This window comes from Chryseobacterium sp. FR048 (assembly GCF_056844665.1).
In genome coordinates this window covers 339,057-357,587 of record NZ_JBXDSE010000004.1, presented here as the reverse complement: position 1 = coordinate 357,587, position 18,531 = coordinate 339,057, and the positions used below count along the sequence as shown (strand labels likewise).

Below are 18,531 nucleotides of genomic sequence, written 5' to 3'. Positions count from 1 at the left end.
TCTGAAATTGATCACTGTAAAGGACATAAAAAAGCCTGCAAAACGCAGGCTCTAATCATTTCTTGTTAAAATATTTCTAGTTTCAAGGAAAAATCCATCTGTTCGGACCTTCATTACATTTTCTAAAACAAAAGGGATAACCCCGGATTGTTCTATTGCTTGATTGATAAAAGGAACTGCTTTCAAATTAAAATAATGTGCAGTGAAATTATAAGAAATAGAATGTGGCTTTTTTCTTCTTCTCATTCCACCTTTCCTTTGCCCTTCTACCCCAAAATTCTGTATAAAACCGTGTTTACCCATTTTTATAGACAAACTATTGAAATATGATTTGGTAACCCCTTCTTTAGTATAATTTCTTACAGCCGTAACAACTTCAACATCTTTAATGGCAATTCCTTGCCGGCTGTTTACATGTTGCTTAAAAGTTTCAGCTCTGCTTCTTAGTTTTGATCCTAATAATTGTCTGGCTCTATCGGCTATTTGTCGCTCATTTCGGAATTCCATTTCTTACTTTTCAAAAATTAACCATCTAAAAACTTTTCCAACTTCCTTCATATCATATTCAGGTTCTCTCCCTTCATCTTTGTTACCTTCATAAATGCAAACTCTATCGTAAAGAGTCTCTAAAACTGGATTATATTGCAACTCTTGTAAAATTTCAAATACATCATGTTCAGTAATTGGTTCGGATGGAAGCAGCTGCGTGAACAAAGAATGAATGTAAGTTGTCGAAACTTTTTTCATTTGCCATTCTTCTCCTGTATTTGAATAGTATCTTTGGAATAGATCCATAATTATTTCTTTGTAATCCAACATATTAATTAAAATTTAAATACAAGCATTTTCAATGTCTTTCCAGAAATCCTTTTTAAAGATGAGTGATTTGTTATTTTGAAGCTCAATATAACATACGGAACCGTAAGAATTGGCATTTAATTCTACAGGTTCTATTGTTACACTATCTTTAATAAAGGAATTATAAAGAAAATGGTTTGCTTGGTTTGAATCATGTTTTATTCTTGATAGGACTTGAAGAACCATTACTTCTGTATCATCAATTGCTTTGTATTGTAATTCAAAATCGTCCTCAGGAATATTATTTTTAATTATTGCAAAAGTTAATTTTCGTACACTTATTGTATTCTGTTCAGGACCTTTAAGCCCAATTGAATAATCAAAAATTGTCAGATATGGCTCAGTAAGTTCGTCATTTGCCTCTTTGTTAAGCAATTCTCTATTAAAATAACCGGCAAAACTATTTAAGAATGTTGAATTTTTAACCAGTTTTTCAAAATAGTCTTTAAGATTCAGATATGAATTATTTTGATTTTCCATATTCTTTTTTAAGTTTTTCTTGGATAGTAATAATTTTTGTTAAGACGTTCATGAATTCAAATATTTTGGTTTTATTACTTTCATGAAGATTTCCTAATGGCTGCTGTTCATGCATTGCTACATTGATCACAACCTCGGAAAATGGCTTATGCTTTATCGTTTTCGGTAGTTTTTTCTTTTTTGAATCAGATTCATCTACTTTTGGAAAGACAACTGGGAAAGAATCACCAATGAAATGATTACAGCTCATGTAAATAAACCCAATTACTTGCCTTTCTTTTTTCGTTAATTTTTTAATTTTTTCTGAGACAATAGAGATATTTTCTTCCTCGAAAGTATTCCCTATTCTGTATATAGATGCAACTAAAGCTTTTAAAAAATTGTCATTTTTTGTAGTGATCCAGGCGTTAAAAAATTGATCCATAATTCTAAACTGTTTGATGGATAAATCAGTCATTTTATCAGCTGGCTTTTTTAATCCAGGAACATCAGGAAATGAATATAAATTAGGCGGTTCCATTAGAAACTGTACATGTTCATAAAAACTAGAGATAGGAGCTTTTCTCATAATTCTCCTGTACTCCATTCGCTTGAAAAAACCTTTATTTACCTGGATAATTATTGTAACAAATTTTTTAACAGTTTGTTTCAAATTCTCATCAGTCATTTGTAAATACAAATTTACAATTTCCTCTAACTGCCATTTATTTAAATCCTTCCAGGAACTTGCTCGAGTAATTTTCATTTTTGAAATTTTCAGCAAATTAAGTTTGGATAAGTGTTGAATAAAGGACTAAAAAAGCAGCCATTTTAATGACTGCTTAGATTTTTTAAATAAGTTTATATACCATAATATCTTTATAAGTTTTTCCTTTACTTACTGAAGCTTGCATCTCTATTTTAATAGCTCCCTGAAATGGGTTTTTAGAATAACCGTGTCCATTTAACCATTTTGCAAGTTCAATAATTTGACTTTTTTCACTGGAAAAATAGAAATAACTATTGTTTTCTAAAGTTTTAAGAACATCAAGATAATCAGATAATTTCCAGTAAGCTGTGTTTTTATAAGTTGACGTATCAGTTGATAAATATGGAGGATCAATTATAAACACAACATTTTTTTTATCCTTGTATTTTTCAAATAATTCTTTGTAATCACCCCTAACAACTGAAACTCCCTTGAGATATCCTTCTGCATTATAATTTTTTTTCTTAACTTTATTATAGAAAGTTTCTTTTTCTAGTTCAACAAATGTTTTTGCATAATTCATTGAAAATAATAAAGAGCTGGAAATAGTGATATAGTCCACATATCCTTTTTCTTCTGAAATTCTATTCAAAATAATTTTCTTATACTCTTTTGTAAGCTTTAAATCAGGCTCCAGATTCTTTACAATTTCTTTAATGTCATTTAATAAAAGATTAGTAGAATCAATATTTTCCAATCTTTTACAATAATCATCATAATCATTGTAAATTACAGTAGCATCCGGATACATTTCTTTGATAGTGTGGCTTAATAATCCCGAACCACCAAATAGGTCTACATAAATTGCATTAGGTGATGTTGTAGACAAAGCTTCTTTGAACACCTTTAAAAAATTTCTTTTTTGCCCCTGAAACGGTAATGGAGCAGTTACATAATTGTAAGTCATAATATAATTTTTAACATTGTTTTACTATATTTGCAAAATCTCACCCAAGTACGAAAACCCGAAGAACAGAAGACTTATGTCCTCCGTCCCTTCGGGTATATTAAAAATTGGGTGAGATCTTTTTTTAAGCGGAGGGCTTTATTTAAGCCCCATAATTCTAAAAGATTTTACAAAAATCAATTACTTGTCATAGCATTATTTTTGCAGCAATATGTTTAAATCAATGTAAAATGAAAAGGACATTAAAATTATTCTATGAACCTTCACAACAACAATATTATGTTTACTATGAAAGTCCTGGTAAAATACTTTTATTTAAAGTAGATCAAGTAAATCCAATAATGCTTTCAAGAGTATTTGAAAACGCAATGTTTATAAACAGCAATGAAAGATCAAAGGTTATAGAAGAAATGGAAATATTTATTAAGGAAGAGATAGAGAAGCTAAATGATAATTTTTAAAATACCTCAGTTTCCTTATATTTGCTTTAAACAATAACACAATGAAGTTCCGCAACGACATTTCTTTCCTTAGAGCATTTTCAGTAATATCTGTGCTTTTATATCATTTTGGATATTCCTTTTTTAAAGGAGGATTCATAGGTGTTGATATTTTTTTTGTAATATCGGGATACCTTATGACTAGAATTATATTATCGGGTTTTGAACATGATAATTTCAACCTGATAAATTTTTACAAAAAGCGAGTTGAGAGAATTTTTCCAGCAATGTTATTAATGATTTCAACAGTGTGTGTAGCTGTTTATTTCTTAGTTCCCACACAATTTATTTATACAATTAAAAATGCATATAGTAGTACATTATTTTTTTCTAACATTTACTACTACATCAACACCGGATACTTCGATCAGTTTTCTAAATTCAATTTTTTTCTTCATACATGGTCCCTGTCAGTAGAGTGGCAGTTCTATATGATATATCCGTTACTTTTGATGTGTTTTAAGAACGTTTTTAAGTCTGAAAAAGCTATTTTTATTTACTGTTATATTGGGATTATGAGCATTTCATTTTTTTTAATGTTATTCCATAACAAAGACAGTTCTTTTTCTTTTTTCATAACCTATACAAGAGCCTGGGAAATGATGTTTGGAGGACTAGCTTTTCTAGTAAAGTTTGATTTGTCTAAAATCAGTAATATGATTAAATCAAGTATAGTTTATATTTCACTATGGATTTTATTGTTTTTAGTGTATTATATCGACCACAACAGTTTTACATGGCCCTCATATTTCACTTTATTCCCTGTGGCTCTAACTACACTGATTTTATCATTAAATATTGAATCAAATCTTTTCAATAATAAGCTCGTAAAATTTTTTGGAGATATTTCTTACTCTTTGTACTTGTGGCATTGGCCGTTCTATGTTTTTTTAATATTTTTTGATGCAAATGAAAGAATTAAGTACAATGTTTTATTTATGATCTTATCTGTGATAACAGCGACTATCTCATATTATATTATTGAAAAGAGGAATTATAATAATAAATTAAAATTTGTTTTATCCTTTACGTTAGTATTATTTTCAAGCTGCTTTGCGCTTGCTAAATTACCTTTAACTTATTTTTTTGATAATAAGTTAGCAAGTTTACTATACTACAATTCTAAGTACAAGAACACCGATAATGTTAAAAAACAATTCAGCATTGGCAAACATCACATGAGTGATGAAATGACGTATGAAAGCTTTGAAATTGATTTCCCTAAAAAAGGAATGAAAAATGTAATTCTTTTGGGAGATTCACACGCAGGAGCATTTTCCAAAACACTGAATAATATTGCAAAAGAGCAAAACTTTAATCTTTTACAATTTACAGGTGATGCAACTTTCCCAATTATCAATTCAAAATCAAATTTTAAAAATCCACCGAGACTATTCAATTACTTTTACAATGAGTATTTTCCAAAAAACCACAATAATATTGACTTGGTAATTATTTCAAGTTTTTTTAGTGCTTACAATTTAGATTTTCAATCATTCAAAGAAATTTTAGAGATTGAAAATTATTTTAAAAAATACAATATTCCAACTCTATATATTGGGCAAAGTCAAAGATACTCTACAGATTTTGCAACAGTTTTAATAATGAAAGAGAAGTACGGAATTCAGTATAAATATGATAATGTATACTTTAAAACAGATACCGAAAATAATGAATCTTTAAAACGATTTTTGGGAGAAAAATACATTGATATCTATAACTTAAGGATCAATACAACTAATGAAAAATCTATTCCTTACATCTATGACTCCAATCATTTTACTGTTTACGGAACTGAACAATATAGAGAATTAATAAACAGTAAGATTCAACTTTAATTGAACTCCCCACCTAGCAGTGGGGAATTTTCATTTAAAAACGGTCTTGTAATACTTTAGTTTGTTTTTTCTTTCTTCAAGTCCTTTTGGGCTTCCTTCTTCTTTTGCATTACCAAGGTTAATAATTTTAGAAACTGAAATAATATCATCCTGATCAGCAAAGGAATTTATTCCTCTGGTATTCCAGTACCAAATCGCTGCAATGAAAGAATCAGATTCATTTAAAAGTAGATCCGGATTTTCTACATAATTAGCCCTAATACCTCTACTTTTACACCAATCTGTTAACTGCTGGTAATTTGATCTTCCAGTAATTTGGAATATTCCCCGGCCTCTATAATTCCATCCATCGCCAAATTGAGTATTTCCAAGATTTTTACGGCCCCAATCGCCACCATAAACTATATTCGCAATGGCTTCCTGATTAGCTTTATGATTTGAGCTTCTACCATAATCATAAGCTTGAGTATGAGATATCCTTTTGCCAAAAGTTTCAATTAATCCGGAAACTGAATAATTCAGACTTTCAGTTTTAGGCCTTAAGCCACTTTCATGATCGGCCTGAGCAAAAAAATGAGCTAATCTTCTGGGAGTATTAATTCCGTTTGTACTCAGAAGGGTTTTGTATTTGTTATTTAATTCTAATGCTGTCATTTATTTTTTTTTAAGTATAATCTTATTAACTGACTTATTATTCCGCCTACAAATAAGGATATAGAAACTATCCAAATCATTGAACCAAATGAAATTCCAGACCTTTCAACATCAAGTTTTTTTGATGATTTTTTATTTTTATAATAAGTCTTTGTTTGATATTTAGTTTCCGTTATGTATGTCGTGTGTACTTTATATACATTATGTATAACCGTTTCTTCTTTTCTCTGAGAAAATTCAAGATCTGCAGATCCGGAAAAAGTCAGATCACCATATTTTAATTCGTAGTTCTGGCCCGTTGATTTTATCTTCAAACCGTTGCTTAACAGAAAATTTCTGATATCTGTTACGGATGATATTTCTGATGTGACTGATTTAGCCTCCTGTGTACTGGTTTGACTTCCAAAACTTGTTTTTTCTTCAGCTTTATAAAGACTTTTTGCTCTAGAACCACATCCAAGGAGTAAAAAACTAATCAGAACTACTATTGCTGCTTTCATCGTTTGCTTTTTGGGAATTTAAATACTCGTGAACTTCACGTGCTATTTGCTCAATATCAGTCCTGTTTTTTGCAATGGTAGTAATGAGAGCACCGGCTTCATGAAAGCGCTGCTTATCTTCAGCTTTTTCATATATCGATTTCAATTCAATTAGGCTTAGCCCAATAGCTCCTAAAAGCGTTATGAAGGGAAAGAATATCAGATTGTACCCATGAAAAGAATTTAGATACCAAATGCTTGTCATATGCATTGAGTCGATAACCATCAGCGCAAACATAACATTGTAATATCTTCCCAGCTTTTCAACCGTTCTTTTAAATCCATAGCTCGATCTCGCTACACCGTTTTTTTTCGCTTTCCGTACTCCAGACCAAAGATCTGCCATGACGATTAAAAACACCTCGATATTGAGGCCAAATAAAATCCAAATGATTATAAATATTTTTTCCATTTTGTATTATTGTATAACTCCATTTACTAAAATTGTCCCATATTCATAAGTGTACCCTCCGGCAGATGCTAGTTTAAAGACTAAAGGATTTTCTGTGCCTGTAGGAGAAATATTTGTTGCTATCATATTTTCGATAGAACAGGATAAATTGATCTTTCCTTTATTAACTGTGAATCCTGGATTCTTGGTTGGGACTACGGTTGTAACGTTGTCAATTGTCACGGTGCCAACATTCCCTTTACCCGGCTTATCAATGTTATTAGGTAGCTGCCAGTAATTATCAATCAAAATCGAATAATTATAAGTTACTCCACTTATGTTCTTGATCGAAATATTATTAATTCTACTTTGTCCGGATAAAATCCTGATACCAAACAGGGAATCAATAAATACAATATCTTCTATAACGATATTGGAAATCGGCCCATTTGCAGCAGTTGGAAAAAAACCTAAAGCTTCAGAGCCAAAGGCATTCAGTAAATCGTCTGCATTCATTCCAATTCCGTCGTCATAGCTTCTTATCCTTCCTCGCTTAATGGTGCAGTCCCGACACCATCCGTCCCAGTGCACACCATCCATGTTAATAGCTGGGTTAGGCCCTACGTCCACAACAAAATCAGAAAGGTGACCATTAATCACATTGATTGCATGTTGAGCGTATGTCTTTGGTGTGTACATTTTATGATTTTTTAAAACTAAATTGTTTACACCATACCATGAAAACAAATTATTAAACCCATATTGTGGAGTCCCTTTCTGGGTTTGATTGTATGAGTTTCCATTCCACACTCCACCATCTATCTCAATATCATGATCAACAATATTTTCATTAACTGAAAAAACATGATTCCTATTCGTAAACATTGGACGGTTTACACCATTTCGCATTACAGCACCTTTACCAGGCAACACTTTTATTTTTGTGGAACTTTCGATATATAAAGTATTACTTAAGCTTACCGCCAAGTCCCACAATATTTTTTTATTGCCTCCAGTCAAAAGTCCTTGGATCTGTACTGCAGCATCGTCGCCTATTACCACACCATTAAGCTCTATACTACTTTCTTGAAAAAAACCAGAAATAACACTGCTCAACCTTACATAATCAGTGAATAAGTTCTGTGCCTTTTTCTTAATTGAAATTATAGCCGAACTCATAACTCTTCTATTTTTATGGATTGGAAGTTGTCATTAGCATTTTTGAAAATTATACTGAATAGAGAACCGGTATTACCATGCGTATATGTTACAAGTTGATTACCTTCGTAGTAAACAGTTACGCTATTGCCGTTTACGATGAATTCCCACTTATAAAATCTTGTATTCGGGTATTCTATAGTACTTGAAGAATATATTATTTCTCCTGCAGGAACTGATGGGCTTACATGTTGTATCCTACTGTTATTCATGAATTGAATATTGATATAATCACTCCATGTGTTGTATGCGGTTGTGCCAATATTAATTTCTAACTCTTGAGCCAGGGAAACATAAAGCGTGGCTTTATAATTCGTAATAGCACCAACATCTATCGCAATAGCTGATGAACCAGATGATGCATTGGCGATCTGCTGTAGTTGAGTACCATATGAATTTATTCTAAAGCCGGATGTATTCCCAATAAAAGCGGCTCCAAAATTAGGAGCTATTGCAGAAAGTAGAGTGTTGGGCGTTTTTCCGTTGAAATTATAATACGAGATCAGTCCGTCAACTGGCAAAGGCTCCAAAGGAAATGTTTCAATGAAATATCTTACTTTTTCATATTCTTTCCAGAAAACAATTGTATTAGTTTTGGTAGGATCATAGTCAGCTGTTCCAAATTGTGCAACAAAATTAGAGGGAAATTTAACGCTGCCTCCCGTTAATTTTGCGAAAACTGGAACTCCAAACTTACTACCGCTGGCTTCTGAAAATGTGACTTCACCTGTTAACTCAATATACTTTGCGTAGCTGGGTTTAGATAGATCTAAAACGTAATTAAATTTTTTTTCAACAAAATCACTTCCATTGCCTGATATTTTAATTTTTGTACTAGTCCAAATCGATCCAGAATTAAGGATTAGGAATGTAAGATATCCATCCAAAACCTCTATATTATTAATGTTAATATAAATACCAGGCTCTTCACATAAGTAAAACCCCTCTTTTGTAGGCTTTGGTGTTGATTTATTTATACTACCCCGATAACCTGCCATTATTGCAGCCCTATCTTCAGTACTCAGAACAACAGGAACTTCATCACTAAAAACTAGAGATTGTAGGGCGATTTGTGCAGAATTTGCATCATTATAGATGATACCATTGATTTCAACTTCAGTAACATCAACTTCCAATAGTGAGAATAATTCATTCTGCGCAGAAGTTACTTTAAGCCTATTTCCATTGATTATTTCAACATTATAGTTCTTGAGTGCAAATTGTCCATTAAATTGAAAAACCAATGAACCTGGCTCTCCTGGTACAGAGGAAAAAATTTGAGGCATTGTTAAGAATCTTTATATTTAAAGCGAAAATAGATTCATTTTAAAGCGGTTAAAAGGACATTATAGATACAATCCGGATTTCTTCTCTATAATTTCCCTTCCTACTTTTTGGGAGCTTTCTTGGTAACAAGGAAAGTCTTGCTTGTTTGCCTTTAAATATTCCAAAACTTTAGAAATGGAGTCGGTAGCAATCTTTAAAAATGATTTTTCTAATCTGATTTTTTCCTGATCTGAAACTAAAACCGACTTTTGCCACGGAAGTTCCTCATATTGAAAAACAACACCGGATGTAATGAAAGTAAATTGAGATAGGTTTAATGCATTTCCGAGCGAATAAAACACTAAACTTTCCTTTAACAAAGGAAATAGAACAGGCTTGTTTTCAAGCTCTTCCAAAGTACAATTTTTAATTTTACTTGAAATAGAAAATTCCCAAACACGCTGCATTAATGGAATCATTAAAATATAAATATCCATTGATTTGTTTATTGAATAAATTTTATTGAATTCTTGCGGATTGGGAATCGGGGAAAATGAAATACTTTTATAAAATTCGCACTTAGATTTCAAATCTGGATCTTTTCCGATTTCTGTCAAAGCATCTGACAAACATTCATCAGCAATTTTCACCAACGTTAAAGCCATGTCACGGATATCCCACCAATCAGCCGGCTTAGTTTGGTCACCTTCATTGGTAACAATACCCCAACTTTTAATTTTGGATTTTATAAATGGGATTGCAATTATCACAGAATAGCACGCAGCTGCCTTATAAACAAGAGTTGAGATAGACTTGTCACTTTCTTTAGATGAATTTTTAAGTTCATCTAAAAAATCACTGGATATGTAAGGGAAAATTTTTTTCCTGAAAGCAGTCTCCTGGTGTGGGTTGATTACATCAAGCCCAAAATTTTTAGGAAGTCCTACATAGTCTTTAAAATCTTGCTGTGTTAGTGTATGTTGCATTTTTAATACTCTTTTTTGAAAAAAAATAATTTGTCACTTAAAGTGGTACTGAGGTTTGTCCGGTCGGATTTTTATCAAGTGTCGTTAACTGAATATTCGGAAATTTACCTATTAAATTAGGATCCCACCCATTCCAATCTCTAATCGTTAGGAATATTTCAAGAGTAACAGCGTGTTTCGCCGGCAATCTTGAGCATAGGATCGTGTAAGCCTCACGTTTATCTGATCCGGAACCGGAAAGATTTTTTCCTCCTGGAATACCAGCCCCTAATAAACAAGGATCAACCCCCATAGGAAATAATATTTCCGAATTTCCTGCAGAAGCATCCAAAAGAAAATCACCATTAGACTGATCTTGTTTAATCGTTTCGATCTGCACCCCTTTAATTAGTTCACCGCTATTCTTATCACGGAAAAATGGAGATATAATTGAGGTTCCCGCTCCTTTGTTTCCTGCTATTTTGGCATCAATTTTATCAACAAGCTCTTTCCTTTTAATTTCTTTTTCTTCATCGGTGAAATCAACCCAAGCATCCTGGTAAATATGTGCAAAATAATCATCTGCTAAATGTATCAGATACTTAAAATTAAGCTGATTTTCAAACATGAATTTTTTAAATTCGGGAATAGCCAGCACTACATCCAACCAACCGTTTTTAAACGAGGAATGCCAGCCAACTGATGGATAAACATTTTCAATACTCAAAACATCCATTGAAGGAATTGTAAAGTTGTGAATTTTTCTTCTCTTACATTCTTCTTTGATTTCATCAACTGAAAACATCTGATCAAAAGCCGGGATAATAATATCATTTTCTTTTTTTCGGGATTCCCAATTATTATTTATAATTATGTTATCAATAAGACCTGTTTTTTCATTCGGGATCTGGAACCTACTCTTTGCAACTGGCTGTCTTTTTACAGATATAATTTTAGAATAATCAGGACTCAGTAGAAATTCTGGTGTAGTCCATCGGTAAGATTCAAAATCTTTAATAATACCCAGATTAAAAAGATTGTATTTGGTACGCCTAAAGAAATCATGAATTTCAGGATATTTTGTAAGTCTTACTTTTTTGAAGTCAGTACCTGAATCCGTTTCAATTTCTTCAAATAAAGAAAATCCGGTTCCATAATGAGCAGAAGTCAACACCTCCAATCCTCCTATAGCTGTTCCAGACTTTTTAAGTTTTTTTTCAAACTCTATAGGGTATAAATTGTTATCACCCCAGGCGCAAACATCAGAGTCTCCGTTAGATTTTACTTGCTTTGGTTGTGAATGCTGTGGCATACCTTTAACAGCATTGAAGATCACGGCTGCTTTATTGTCACCAACGGACCATATACCTTCTGAAATTTTGTAATTCATAATTATAATACGACTAAGATTCCATTAACCCGGATAATGAAGAAAATATTAATAGTTACTATATTTCCGGCTACCTTTATATTTCGTGTATGATTTTTAAAGTGATTAGGATTTTTAAAAGGTGTAGGATCGGCCAATCTTTTGACTCCTTTATTTTTAGGAGCTTGTAAAAGTTCAGCATCCTTATGAACAACATACCGGCCGCCTGTCTTATTATACCTATTTCCAGTCCTGACCTCAATATCAAAAGGAATCGGATTTTTATTTTTATCCAACTGCTTCATCAATTTTAAAGCATCATTTAAAAACATTGTTTTTTCCACGATTCAAATGTCAGAATTGAAACTCCACAGCAAAAGGACACTACAAAAATCGAAGAAATAGAAGGTCAAATCCCATATTAAAAAGACCAACGCACTGAAATACAGATAAATACAATCGCTAAAATGCTAAAAAGTCCCATTTTTTGAATGAGAGCCCCACAGCCGCCTTATTTAAAACTACAATTGCCGTTTTTGAGCATACCGAAATATGAGCAGGCCCCGATAGGGGTGCCCGGAGATGAAAAAAAAACAGCCCCAATGGGCTGTTATTATAAATTGGTGATGATGTATGATTGTCGATAAGAAGGGTCGATAACTGAGGCGAATCCCCAAAACAACCTGTAGTCAAATGTATCTGAGAAGTGAGTGGCATGCTCCTGCGGTAAAGTCTTAGAACGCTCACTACTTTTATCCTTTTCAAATCCATCTTTGTGGGTGACTTCTGCATTCTCCATTGAGATAATCAGATTAGGACAACGGTCTTGATTTATTCTCACATATGGCAGTGTAAAGTCTGTTTCAGAAAGAATAGTTTCAATAAGTCTATACTTTAAGATATGGCTAGGGTTATTGGTATTGGGAGTTCTATTAATCACCTTCCATCCTGCAGCTCTTAATTGATTCTCTACATCTTCAGCAAGTGTTGTCTTGCTGTTAGCCTCTTCTTTATATCCTGAACGATCATGATATAAATTAACGACATTACAAGTAGCTTTGTGTGGTTCGTAATAATCAATAAACTTTTTAACCAGGTCGCTTAACTTTTCTTTATCTGAAGACTTTGCAAAGAATTCTTTAATGAAATTAATCGTATTGGTTGACTTAAGATGCTGCGATACTGTACCACAGTTTATTTTGCCCCCGAAATCAAGATTAAAATCCAGAGGCTGACCTCTAACAAGATCCTGATCATACTTACATGATGGTGTGTAGTCCTCTGTAACACCACCGAGTAAAGAAATATCATCTTTATACTGATAATAATGTTTTAATCCTAATTGGGGATAAAAGCCATCAACCACGCCCCTAGGCCTAATGTTCATTATCTCAGCATCAAATATAATCTGAGACAGGGCTTCCCTTCGCATGTCCTGAATCCATCCTTTCCTTAGATTGTAAGCATTAACATAAGAATTTGCTTTAATGAATCTATACTTATGCGGGTTCTTCTGGCTTAGTTTATCTCTCTTAGTGAACCATTCTCCTTTACGAGTCATGGCAACGGAGGAAACAAACATCACTGAGTTAAGTGATTTTGAATATTTAAACTCTGCTTTAACCGTCCTGTTGGTGGTTAGAACGTTATTAAATAAGCGCGTGTAGTCCAGCAGTGCAGCTTCATCACCTACAACCCATGAAGCATTTAGCCCTCTTCCTGAGTTTGGATTATCTAAAGAAACGAAAACGGCAATCGCTCCATTCCTGAAGTGAATCACATTATTCCAGCTATCGGGTGATTGGAATGGCATTTCAAAACCAAGCTTTTTGCCACAGGAACCGACAACATAATCAATATCCTCATACAGACCATACATCTTAAGTCCTTCTTTTGTAGAGGCTAATGTTCTGGTTTTAATTTGAATAAAAGTTTCCCCTACTATTACCCCGGTAGAACGAGGCATTTCCTTTACATTGGTTTTGATTTTCTTTCCAAGAACGGTTGATTTACCTGCTCCCCTGGCTGCTTCAACATCTATTTCCGGAACACCGTCTTTTATCGCTTCAACAACGGCCGCCTGCATCAGATTGTGAGGAACGTCAACAACCGGCATTCGATAACTCGCAAAACTACTCATCATCTTCCGGATTTTCTACTTCTTGAAATTCAACATCTTCAGCACCTAAAAACATTAAATCAACTACTCCACGCTCTGCTGCTTTTCTAAACATTTTCTTAACTGCTGGAGGTAAGATTTGTCTATAAATGGAAGCTTCAAGTTTTTTAGGATCAACTTCGTTTCCTTTATCTTCAGGAATATATTTGCAGTAGTTTTCATAGGCCTTGTTTGCCGTCTTAAGATCACCGTTTTTTCGTGCTGTAATATAAAGGTCATAAAAAACAGACCTTGCAACCGCAATTTCTGCAGCAGTATCAACCTTATCCAAATCACCAAACAATTGCATTGAAACCTGATACATTCGATACGCTGTAGTTCTTGTTAGACCTTCACCACCTCTTTCTTTTGGCCTCATAAGAATACCAATGATATTATTCTGATTGTATTTATTATTTACACGTAACGACCAGATCTTCTCAAAAAGTTTTTTCTTTTCGATATCAGCCGGTTCCAGTTTAAAACTTTCGTCTATGTAATTGTTTTTAAGACGCTGGAGAAGGTTGTTTTTAGTAAAGCTTGCAAGTTCCATAAAACGAAAATAGCCCCAGAAAAAGGCTATTTAAAGGACAAAAAAAAAAGATTACTGCATATTTCTAAAAATCTTATATATTTAACAAAAAATTACAACTATGGATATAGCAATGAGATTTGAGGACACTGTAAAAAGTATCTGGGGAAATCCGGAATTTCCAATTTATTTTGCGGGGTATTATGATTCACATAATGAAAAGACTTTCAAAGCAATTTTGTTAACACTTTGCATTTACGTATTAAACTATCATACTAGCAAGTATGATCAGGAAGAATTGCAGGTTTTGCGAGATTACGAGGCTTTAGCCGGAAGCGGTGATTCATCCCCTACAGACGATATAAACTTTTTAAAATTTATGTACAAAAAAAACGTTAAAGTCCCCGTGGAATGGGAATAAAAAAAAGCATTCATAATTGAGTGCTTTTTTTATCATTTATTAATCATTTTATCAAGTTCTGTAACCTGATTAATATACTCCTGCAGCTGCTCTCTTTTCCTATTTACCAGGTGTAATTTCAGATTGTATTCTTTACTTCCTTTCTCTGGAAGATCAGCCTCCATCTGCTTTAATGTTTTTGCACGTTTTGTAATATTCGATCTGAGATTATTTCTTTTTTTTAAAAGATCGAGCGGGTTTAGATCTGAAAAACTTTTATCTGTTTTTGTTGGAAGAATACGTTTGTGATCCTGATAATAATTTAAAGCTTTCTGACATTCTTCCATAGCCTCAATGTTTTCAAGAATTTTCCATTGAATTTTCAAAGCTGTAGTTTCATCCATTTTTTCCACTGAATTAAGCTGCTGTTTAAGGGAACAAGCAGAAAGCCAATGATCAGATCTGCGTTTAAAAACAGAATGTAATTCCTGGGGATAATTGGAAATAAGATCAGAAAACTTACTTTTCCTTTCCTGTAATTCAATTTGCTTTGGAGGCCTTGGTTCTTCGATAACAGATTTAATGTCGTTGGTTTCTTCTGGAGCAATTTGAATATCTAAATGTCTTATTAGGTATTTTAATTTTGAATGGTTTACAAGACTAAATGATGAAAGCTTTTTCACCATAGTCTGATCACCTCCAAGGCTGGAATATTTATTCAGTAATTCTTTATGTGCTTTTCTATCCATACTAAAAGAACTCCCTAAAAAAGAGAGTTCTATTTTCTAATTATTTCTAACCTGATCTTTTTCTTTCGGCGGTTCCGGCTCCTTTTTTCCTGCCATTTTTTCAGCTAAAGCCATTTCCAATACTGATACATCATGCATTAAGTTTTGTGATTTTCTTACTTTAATGATATTCTGCAGCCTTTCAGGGGAAAGTTTTTTAAGCTGGTCTTTTGCCTCTTTTTTAAGCATCAAATAAGTTGCTCCGGATTCGATGAGATCCAGAGCATTCTCCGGAACTTCATCAAGTACCACTGTAGAACCATCACCTTTTCTGATAATCGAACCTTTTGGCACTGCTAAAATTATAACTTCTTTCATACTATGGTGTTACAGGTGCATCAGGTAGTAATGTAATATCACCGTCATAAGCATAAACAGTAGTATTTGCCGAAAGTTTTCCTGTAATTCCACTGTCAGACTCACCAGTATCTCCGGAAGTATTTTCAGAAGAAACGAAATAAGCTCCGTTCTCTTTATTTCCGATAATCCACAACTGTCCGGTGGAATCTGGAATTGCATAAATCATTGGAGTATTTACGTGAACGATTTGGAATCCTACAGTTTTTTTCTTGAAACCTCTCACAAAAATATCAAGATCAACTTTTATTTTCATGTTCCCTTTTGTTCCAACAAATAAGTTTGTAAGCTTATTTTTATCAACAAGAACATCAATTTTTTTCCATCCTTTACCTGTTAATGGAACTAAACCAGCAGAAGGAATTGTTGCAGCCTCTTCATATGATTTTGGAACTTTAGGAGGCTTTGTAAATGTTCCCATATGATCTTTGGGAATATAATACAATGTAGTTGCTAAACCCGCTACTTCCTCACCATCTCCACAGCTGGTAAGGTTTTGCATCAGGATTTTTTCTATACATTCGTCTAAAATTGGATCTGCCATAATTATAATTTTTCAATGTAAACTGAGTTTGAAGAGACCAGATCTAAAATGATATCTTCATCTTCGATCATTTGGCTCTGAGTCATTACGGAACCATCAAAGCGTAAAGCTTTTGGCGCACTGTCTTTGAATTTAAATTTCTCATCCTGAAATTCAAATTCTAATCCCTTAACAGCCTCCTCCGGCTTTACTGGATTAAAGTTTTTCTCTCTTTCTTCGATATCAGCTTCTCGTTGTGAAACAGCGTTTTCTCTTTCTTCAACTTTAGTTTCTCTTCCTAATACCGTCGTCTCTCTAAGAGAAACGGCTGCTTCCCTTTCTTCAACTTTAGTTTCTCTCCCTGATACAGCCAATTCCCTAACTTCTAAATCTTCCTGTAATTCGGTTAAATTAGATTCATTATCAGAATTACTATCATTTACTTCACCAATTGACCCTTTAAGAAGGGTTTTATCAGATCCAGTCTCTGTTTTAAGCTGCTCCCCGCTTGGAGGAGTAGCTTTATTTTGTTTTTCTGCCATTGTAATTTGTTAAGCGATTTTACTTTCTGAAGGATAAAACAATGCATTTTGCTCAGCGTTGTTCAATCCAATTTTCTTAGCTGCATCAGGTGTATGAACATACAGATACTGATTTACACCAAAGTCGAAATTAAGAGAGAAGTCCGAAAGCATTTTGATCGTTCTGTCAAATACCTGAACACCTGTAATAACAGCAGGATTTTCCACCACGTCAACCAACTCTAAAAGATTACCTTCAATTGTCGCAAAAATAGTTCCTTTGTCAAGCCCTGGAACTCCAACAATTTCCCTTTTTCCGATTCTTGTTTTGGTAATATCAGTATCTTTAAATGATGGAGCATTTTTATATGTGTCATCATATGCTTCCTGATATTCTTCCACATCTTCTAAAGAGGTGAAAATTTGCTTTACTTTTGGTTTTGCCATTCTCGGTAAATTCTTTTCAAAAGCATTGACTTCTGTAAGAATGTTATTAGCTGTAACGACACTACCAGGAATCATATAAGAAGGATTTTGAGTATCTGCAACAATTTTACCAATCGTTGTCTGAATACCATCCATTGAGAAGCCAAATTGCGGATTATCTGCTCCAACTTTGGTTGCATCATAAGTACCAGTAATACTAAGGATATCAAGATCATCAATAATCTTTTTCAAAAGCATTTCCATAACTTCTTTTGTTATAGTTTTATCTTTTGGATCCGTCCCTTCATCATATTTATTGGCGTAAATTGTACCCAAAATTCCAGCTGGATCAAGTAGGAAATCTACTTTTTGTCTGTAAGTTCTAAGGTCTTTTTTCTTAAATTTAACATCACCAAATGGTGTGAATTTCTTAGAATAAAATGCCTGAACCACATGCCCCATTAATTCAACGACTGAAGGATATTCACCGTTTACTTTGGTAACTCTGGTAGCATACCTGCTCAAAAAAATATTATCAGACAAAAGAGCCGCCTGAAAAGCTTTTGGATTTGCGTTAATATACGCAACGAGTTCCGATCTGATTTCTTCTATATCAAACATAGGGCTGTTATTTTAAAGTTGGATATTTACTTTTATCTGCAAGCACTTGATTATGCCTGTAGTTTTGCGATGAATCAGGTTTCGGATTATCTTCATTTTCAGAACCATCATTATTAGGGAATGAATGCCTATTTCTGGAAGCTCCATACTCTTTACATTTCTTACCCAGAAGCTCAACTCCCTGAACACCGGTTGCATTCTCTTGCAGATCAGAAGTAAGGCTGTTTAATTCTAAAGCCTGTGTAACTGCACTTTGCAAACCTTCCTTTTCTCCTTTTAGAGTATTGAAGCTTGTCTGTAGTTCATCAAACTTTGTCTGAAGTTCGGGATCACCACCAGAAGCAGAAAGCTGATCTTCCAATTTCTGTAGCTGTTCTTCATCCAATCTTGCATGTGCATTAGCACCGAATAAACCAGATGAAATAGTAATTGTTTGTAAGCCTAATGCGGCTGCTAATTTTGGATATTTCAT

Annotated in this window: 24 protein-coding genes; 3 read left to right on the top strand and 21 right to left on the bottom strand. The window is 33.4% G+C overall.

What is annotated here, in order from left to right:
* Positions 1-51: 51 nt before the first annotated feature.
* From AC106K_RS14180 to AC106K_RS14160, 5 genes are all read right to left on the bottom strand, one after another.
* On the bottom strand, positions 52-507 hold the full coding sequence (locus tag AC106K_RS14180) for a hypothetical protein (RefSeq protein ID WP_482446181.1): 456 nt from the start codon (positions 505-507) through the stop codon (positions 52-54).
* A gap of 3 nt (positions 508-510) precedes the next feature.
* Positions 511-819, bottom strand: a complete 309-nt coding sequence (locus tag AC106K_RS14175) for a hypothetical protein (protein WP_482446179.1) — start codon at positions 817-819, stop codon at positions 511-513.
* 12 nt (positions 820-831) lie between these two features.
* Positions 832-1,338: a hypothetical protein gene (locus AC106K_RS14170; RefSeq protein WP_482446177.1), complete on the bottom strand. Its 507-nt coding sequence runs from the start codon at positions 1,336-1,338 to the stop codon at positions 832-834.
* A complete protein-coding gene (locus AC106K_RS14165) occupies positions 1,322-2,083 on the bottom strand; it encodes a hypothetical protein (RefSeq protein ID WP_482446175.1) in 762 nt (253 codons plus the stop codon). The genes AC106K_RS14170 and AC106K_RS14165 overlap by 17 nt, the downstream gene beginning before the upstream one ends.
* Positions 2,084-2,168: 85 nt before the next feature.
* Complete coding sequence (locus AC106K_RS14160) at positions 2,169-2,993, bottom strand: DNA adenine methylase (protein WP_482446173.1); 825 nt, start codon at positions 2,991-2,993, stop codon at positions 2,169-2,171.
* Positions 2,994-3,223: 230 nt separating this feature from the next.
* Here AC106K_RS14160 and AC106K_RS14155 point away from each other — a divergent pair, with 230 nt between their 5' ends.
* Positions 3,224-3,454: a hypothetical protein gene (locus AC106K_RS14155; RefSeq protein ID WP_482446171.1), complete on the top strand. Its 231-nt coding sequence runs from the start codon at positions 3,224-3,226 to the stop codon at positions 3,452-3,454.
* Between the two features lie 41 nt (positions 3,455-3,495).
* On the top strand, positions 3,496-5,331 hold the full coding sequence (locus AC106K_RS14150) for an acyltransferase family protein (protein WP_482446169.1): 1,836 nt from the start codon (positions 3,496-3,498) through the stop codon (positions 5,329-5,331).
* A gap of 30 nt (positions 5,332-5,361) precedes the next feature.
* Here AC106K_RS14150 and AC106K_RS14145 read toward each other — a convergent pair whose 3' ends face one another.
* From AC106K_RS14145 to AC106K_RS14100, 10 genes are all read right to left on the bottom strand, one after another.
* Positions 5,362-5,985: a glycoside hydrolase family 19 protein gene (locus tag AC106K_RS14145; RefSeq protein ID WP_482446167.1), complete on the bottom strand. Its 624-nt coding sequence runs from the start codon at positions 5,983-5,985 to the stop codon at positions 5,362-5,364.
* Entirely contained in the window at positions 5,982-6,485 is a 504-nt protein-coding gene (locus AC106K_RS14140; protein ID WP_482446165.1) for a hypothetical protein, read from the bottom strand. The genes AC106K_RS14145 and AC106K_RS14140 overlap by 4 nt, the downstream gene beginning before the upstream one ends.
* A complete protein-coding gene (locus tag AC106K_RS14135; RefSeq protein WP_482446163.1) occupies positions 6,457-6,936 on the bottom strand; it encodes a hypothetical protein in 480 nt (159 codons plus the stop codon). The genes AC106K_RS14140 and AC106K_RS14135 overlap by 29 nt, the downstream gene beginning before the upstream one ends.
* A gap of 6 nt (positions 6,937-6,942) precedes the next feature.
* Positions 6,943-8,094 (bottom strand): hypothetical protein, encoded by a 1,152-nt coding sequence (locus AC106K_RS14130; protein WP_482446161.1) that lies wholly within the window; start codon positions 8,092-8,094, stop codon positions 6,943-6,945.
* Complete coding sequence (locus tag AC106K_RS14125) at positions 8,091-9,419, bottom strand: hypothetical protein (protein ID WP_482446159.1); 1,329 nt, start codon at positions 9,417-9,419, stop codon at positions 8,091-8,093. The genes AC106K_RS14130 and AC106K_RS14125 overlap by 4 nt, the downstream gene beginning before the upstream one ends.
* A 60-nt stretch (positions 9,420-9,479) precedes the next feature.
* Positions 9,480-10,385, bottom strand: a complete 906-nt coding sequence (locus AC106K_RS14120; RefSeq protein WP_482446157.1) for a DUF6712 family protein — start codon at positions 10,383-10,385, stop codon at positions 9,480-9,482.
* Positions 10,386-10,422: 37 nt separating this feature from the next.
* A complete protein-coding gene (locus AC106K_RS14115; RefSeq protein WP_482446155.1) occupies positions 10,423-11,754 on the bottom strand; it encodes a hypothetical protein in 1,332 nt (443 codons plus the stop codon).
* Positions 11,755-11,756: 2 nt separating this feature from the next.
* Positions 11,757-12,065 carry a hypothetical protein gene (locus AC106K_RS14110; protein WP_482446153.1) on the bottom strand — a complete coding sequence of 103 codons (309 nt, stop codon included), beginning with the start codon at positions 12,063-12,065 and terminating at the stop codon, positions 11,757-11,759.
* A gap of 281 nt (positions 12,066-12,346) precedes the next feature.
* Positions 12,347-13,876 (bottom strand): hypothetical protein, encoded by a 1,530-nt coding sequence (locus AC106K_RS14105; RefSeq protein ID WP_482446152.1) that lies wholly within the window; start codon positions 13,874-13,876, stop codon positions 12,347-12,349.
* Complete coding sequence (locus AC106K_RS14100; RefSeq protein ID WP_482446150.1) at positions 13,866-14,444, bottom strand: hypothetical protein; 579 nt, start codon at positions 14,442-14,444, stop codon at positions 13,866-13,868. Before AC106K_RS14100 ends, AC106K_RS14105 begins: the two co-directional genes overlap by 11 nt.
* Positions 14,445-14,544: 100 nt before the next feature.
* Here AC106K_RS14100 and AC106K_RS14095 point away from each other — a divergent pair, with 100 nt between their 5' ends.
* Complete coding sequence (locus AC106K_RS14095; protein ID WP_482446148.1) at positions 14,545-14,844, top strand: hypothetical protein; 300 nt, start codon at positions 14,545-14,547, stop codon at positions 14,842-14,844.
* A 32-nt stretch (positions 14,845-14,876) separates the two neighbouring features.
* Here the strand turns inward: AC106K_RS14095 and AC106K_RS14090 are convergent, their stop codons facing one another.
* Genes AC106K_RS14090 through AC106K_RS14065 form a run of 6 tightly spaced genes read right to left on the bottom strand, consistent with a single transcriptional unit; the run spans position 14,877 to position 18,531 of the window.
* On the bottom strand, positions 14,877-15,572 hold the full coding sequence (locus AC106K_RS14090) for a hypothetical protein (protein WP_482446146.1): 696 nt from the start codon (positions 15,570-15,572) through the stop codon (positions 14,877-14,879).
* A 36-nt stretch (positions 15,573-15,608) separates the two neighbouring features.
* A complete protein-coding gene (locus tag AC106K_RS14085; protein ID WP_482446144.1) occupies positions 15,609-15,929 on the bottom strand; it encodes a hypothetical protein in 321 nt (106 codons plus the stop codon).
* Position 15,930: 1 nt separating this feature from the next.
* On the bottom strand, positions 15,931-16,512 hold the full coding sequence (locus AC106K_RS14080) for a hypothetical protein (protein ID WP_482446142.1): 582 nt from the start codon (positions 16,510-16,512) through the stop codon (positions 15,931-15,933).
* Positions 16,513-16,514: 2 nt separating this feature from the next.
* Positions 16,515-17,033 carry a hypothetical protein gene (locus AC106K_RS14075; RefSeq protein WP_482446140.1) on the bottom strand — a complete coding sequence of 173 codons (519 nt, stop codon included), beginning with the start codon at positions 17,031-17,033 and terminating at the stop codon, positions 16,515-16,517.
* A gap of 9 nt (positions 17,034-17,042) precedes the next feature.
* Positions 17,043-18,059, bottom strand: a complete 1,017-nt coding sequence (locus AC106K_RS14070) for a hypothetical protein (RefSeq protein WP_482446138.1) — start codon at positions 18,057-18,059, stop codon at positions 17,043-17,045.
* A gap of 7 nt (positions 18,060-18,066) precedes the next feature.
* Positions 18,067-18,531, bottom strand: a complete 465-nt coding sequence (locus AC106K_RS14065) for a hypothetical protein (protein WP_482446137.1) — start codon at positions 18,529-18,531, stop codon at positions 18,067-18,069.

Excerpts from the sequence above, each read along its gene's own strand:
- AC106K_RS14180 (WP_482446181.1), bottom strand. The coding sequence starts at position 507 with ATGGAATTCCGAAATGAGCGACAAATAGCCGATAGAGCCAGACAATTA.
- AC106K_RS14175 (WP_482446179.1), bottom strand. The coding sequence starts at position 819 with ATGTTGGATTACAAAGAAATAATTATGGATCTATTCCAAAGATACTAT.
- AC106K_RS14170 (WP_482446177.1), bottom strand. The coding sequence starts at position 1,338 with ATGGAAAATCAAAATAATTCATATCTGAATCTTAAAGACTATTTTGAA.
- AC106K_RS14165 (WP_482446175.1), bottom strand. The coding sequence starts at position 2,083 with ATGAAAATTACTCGAGCAAGTTCCTGGAAGGATTTAAATAAATGGCAG.
- AC106K_RS14160 (WP_482446173.1), bottom strand. The coding sequence starts at position 2,993 with ATGACTTACAATTATGTAACTGCTCCATTACCGTTTCAGGGGCAAAAA.
- AC106K_RS14155 (WP_482446171.1), top strand. The coding sequence starts at position 3,224 with ATGAAAAGGACATTAAAATTATTCTATGAACCTTCACAACAACAATAT.
- AC106K_RS14150 (WP_482446169.1), top strand. The coding sequence starts at position 3,496 with ATGAAGTTCCGCAACGACATTTCTTTCCTTAGAGCATTTTCAGTAATA.
- AC106K_RS14145 (WP_482446167.1), bottom strand. The coding sequence starts at position 5,985 with ATGACAGCATTAGAATTAAATAACAAATACAAAACCCTTCTGAGTACA.
- AC106K_RS14140 (WP_482446165.1), bottom strand. The coding sequence starts at position 6,485 with ATGAAAGCAGCAATAGTAGTTCTGATTAGTTTTTTACTCCTTGGATGT.
- AC106K_RS14135 (WP_482446163.1), bottom strand. The coding sequence starts at position 6,936 with ATGGAAAAAATATTTATAATCATTTGGATTTTATTTGGCCTCAATATC.
- AC106K_RS14130 (WP_482446161.1), bottom strand. The coding sequence starts at position 8,094 with ATGAGTTCGGCTATAATTTCAATTAAGAAAAAGGCACAGAACTTATTC.
- AC106K_RS14125 (WP_482446159.1), bottom strand. The coding sequence starts at position 9,419 with ATGCCTCAAATTTTTTCCTCTGTACCAGGAGAGCCAGGTTCATTGGTT.
- AC106K_RS14120 (WP_482446157.1), bottom strand. The coding sequence starts at position 10,385 with ATGCAACATACACTAACACAGCAAGATTTTAAAGACTATGTAGGACTT.
- AC106K_RS14115 (WP_482446155.1), bottom strand. The coding sequence starts at position 11,754 with ATGAATTACAAAATTTCAGAAGGTATATGGTCCGTTGGTGACAATAAA.
- AC106K_RS14110 (WP_482446153.1), bottom strand. The coding sequence starts at position 12,065 with ATGTTTTTAAATGATGCTTTAAAATTGATGAAGCAGTTGGATAAAAAT.
- AC106K_RS14105 (WP_482446152.1), bottom strand. The coding sequence starts at position 13,876 with ATGATGAGTAGTTTTGCGAGTTATCGAATGCCGGTTGTTGACGTTCCT.
- AC106K_RS14100 (WP_482446150.1), bottom strand. The coding sequence starts at position 14,444 with ATGGAACTTGCAAGCTTTACTAAAAACAACCTTCTCCAGCGTCTTAAA.
- AC106K_RS14095 (WP_482446148.1), top strand. The coding sequence starts at position 14,545 with ATGGATATAGCAATGAGATTTGAGGACACTGTAAAAAGTATCTGGGGA.
- AC106K_RS14090 (WP_482446146.1), bottom strand. The coding sequence starts at position 15,572 with ATGGATAGAAAAGCACATAAAGAATTACTGAATAAATATTCCAGCCTT.
- AC106K_RS14085 (WP_482446144.1), bottom strand. The coding sequence starts at position 15,929 with ATGAAAGAAGTTATAATTTTAGCAGTGCCAAAAGGTTCGATTATCAGA.
- AC106K_RS14080 (WP_482446142.1), bottom strand. The coding sequence starts at position 16,512 with ATGGCAGATCCAATTTTAGACGAATGTATAGAAAAAATCCTGATGCAA.
- AC106K_RS14075 (WP_482446140.1), bottom strand. The coding sequence starts at position 17,033 with ATGGCAGAAAAACAAAATAAAGCTACTCCTCCAAGCGGGGAGCAGCTT.
- AC106K_RS14070 (WP_482446138.1), bottom strand. The coding sequence starts at position 18,059 with ATGTTTGATATAGAAGAAATCAGATCGGAACTCGTTGCGTATATTAAC.
- AC106K_RS14065 (WP_482446137.1), bottom strand. The coding sequence starts at position 18,531 with ATGAAATATCCAAAATTAGCAGCCGCATTAGGCTTACAAACAATTACT.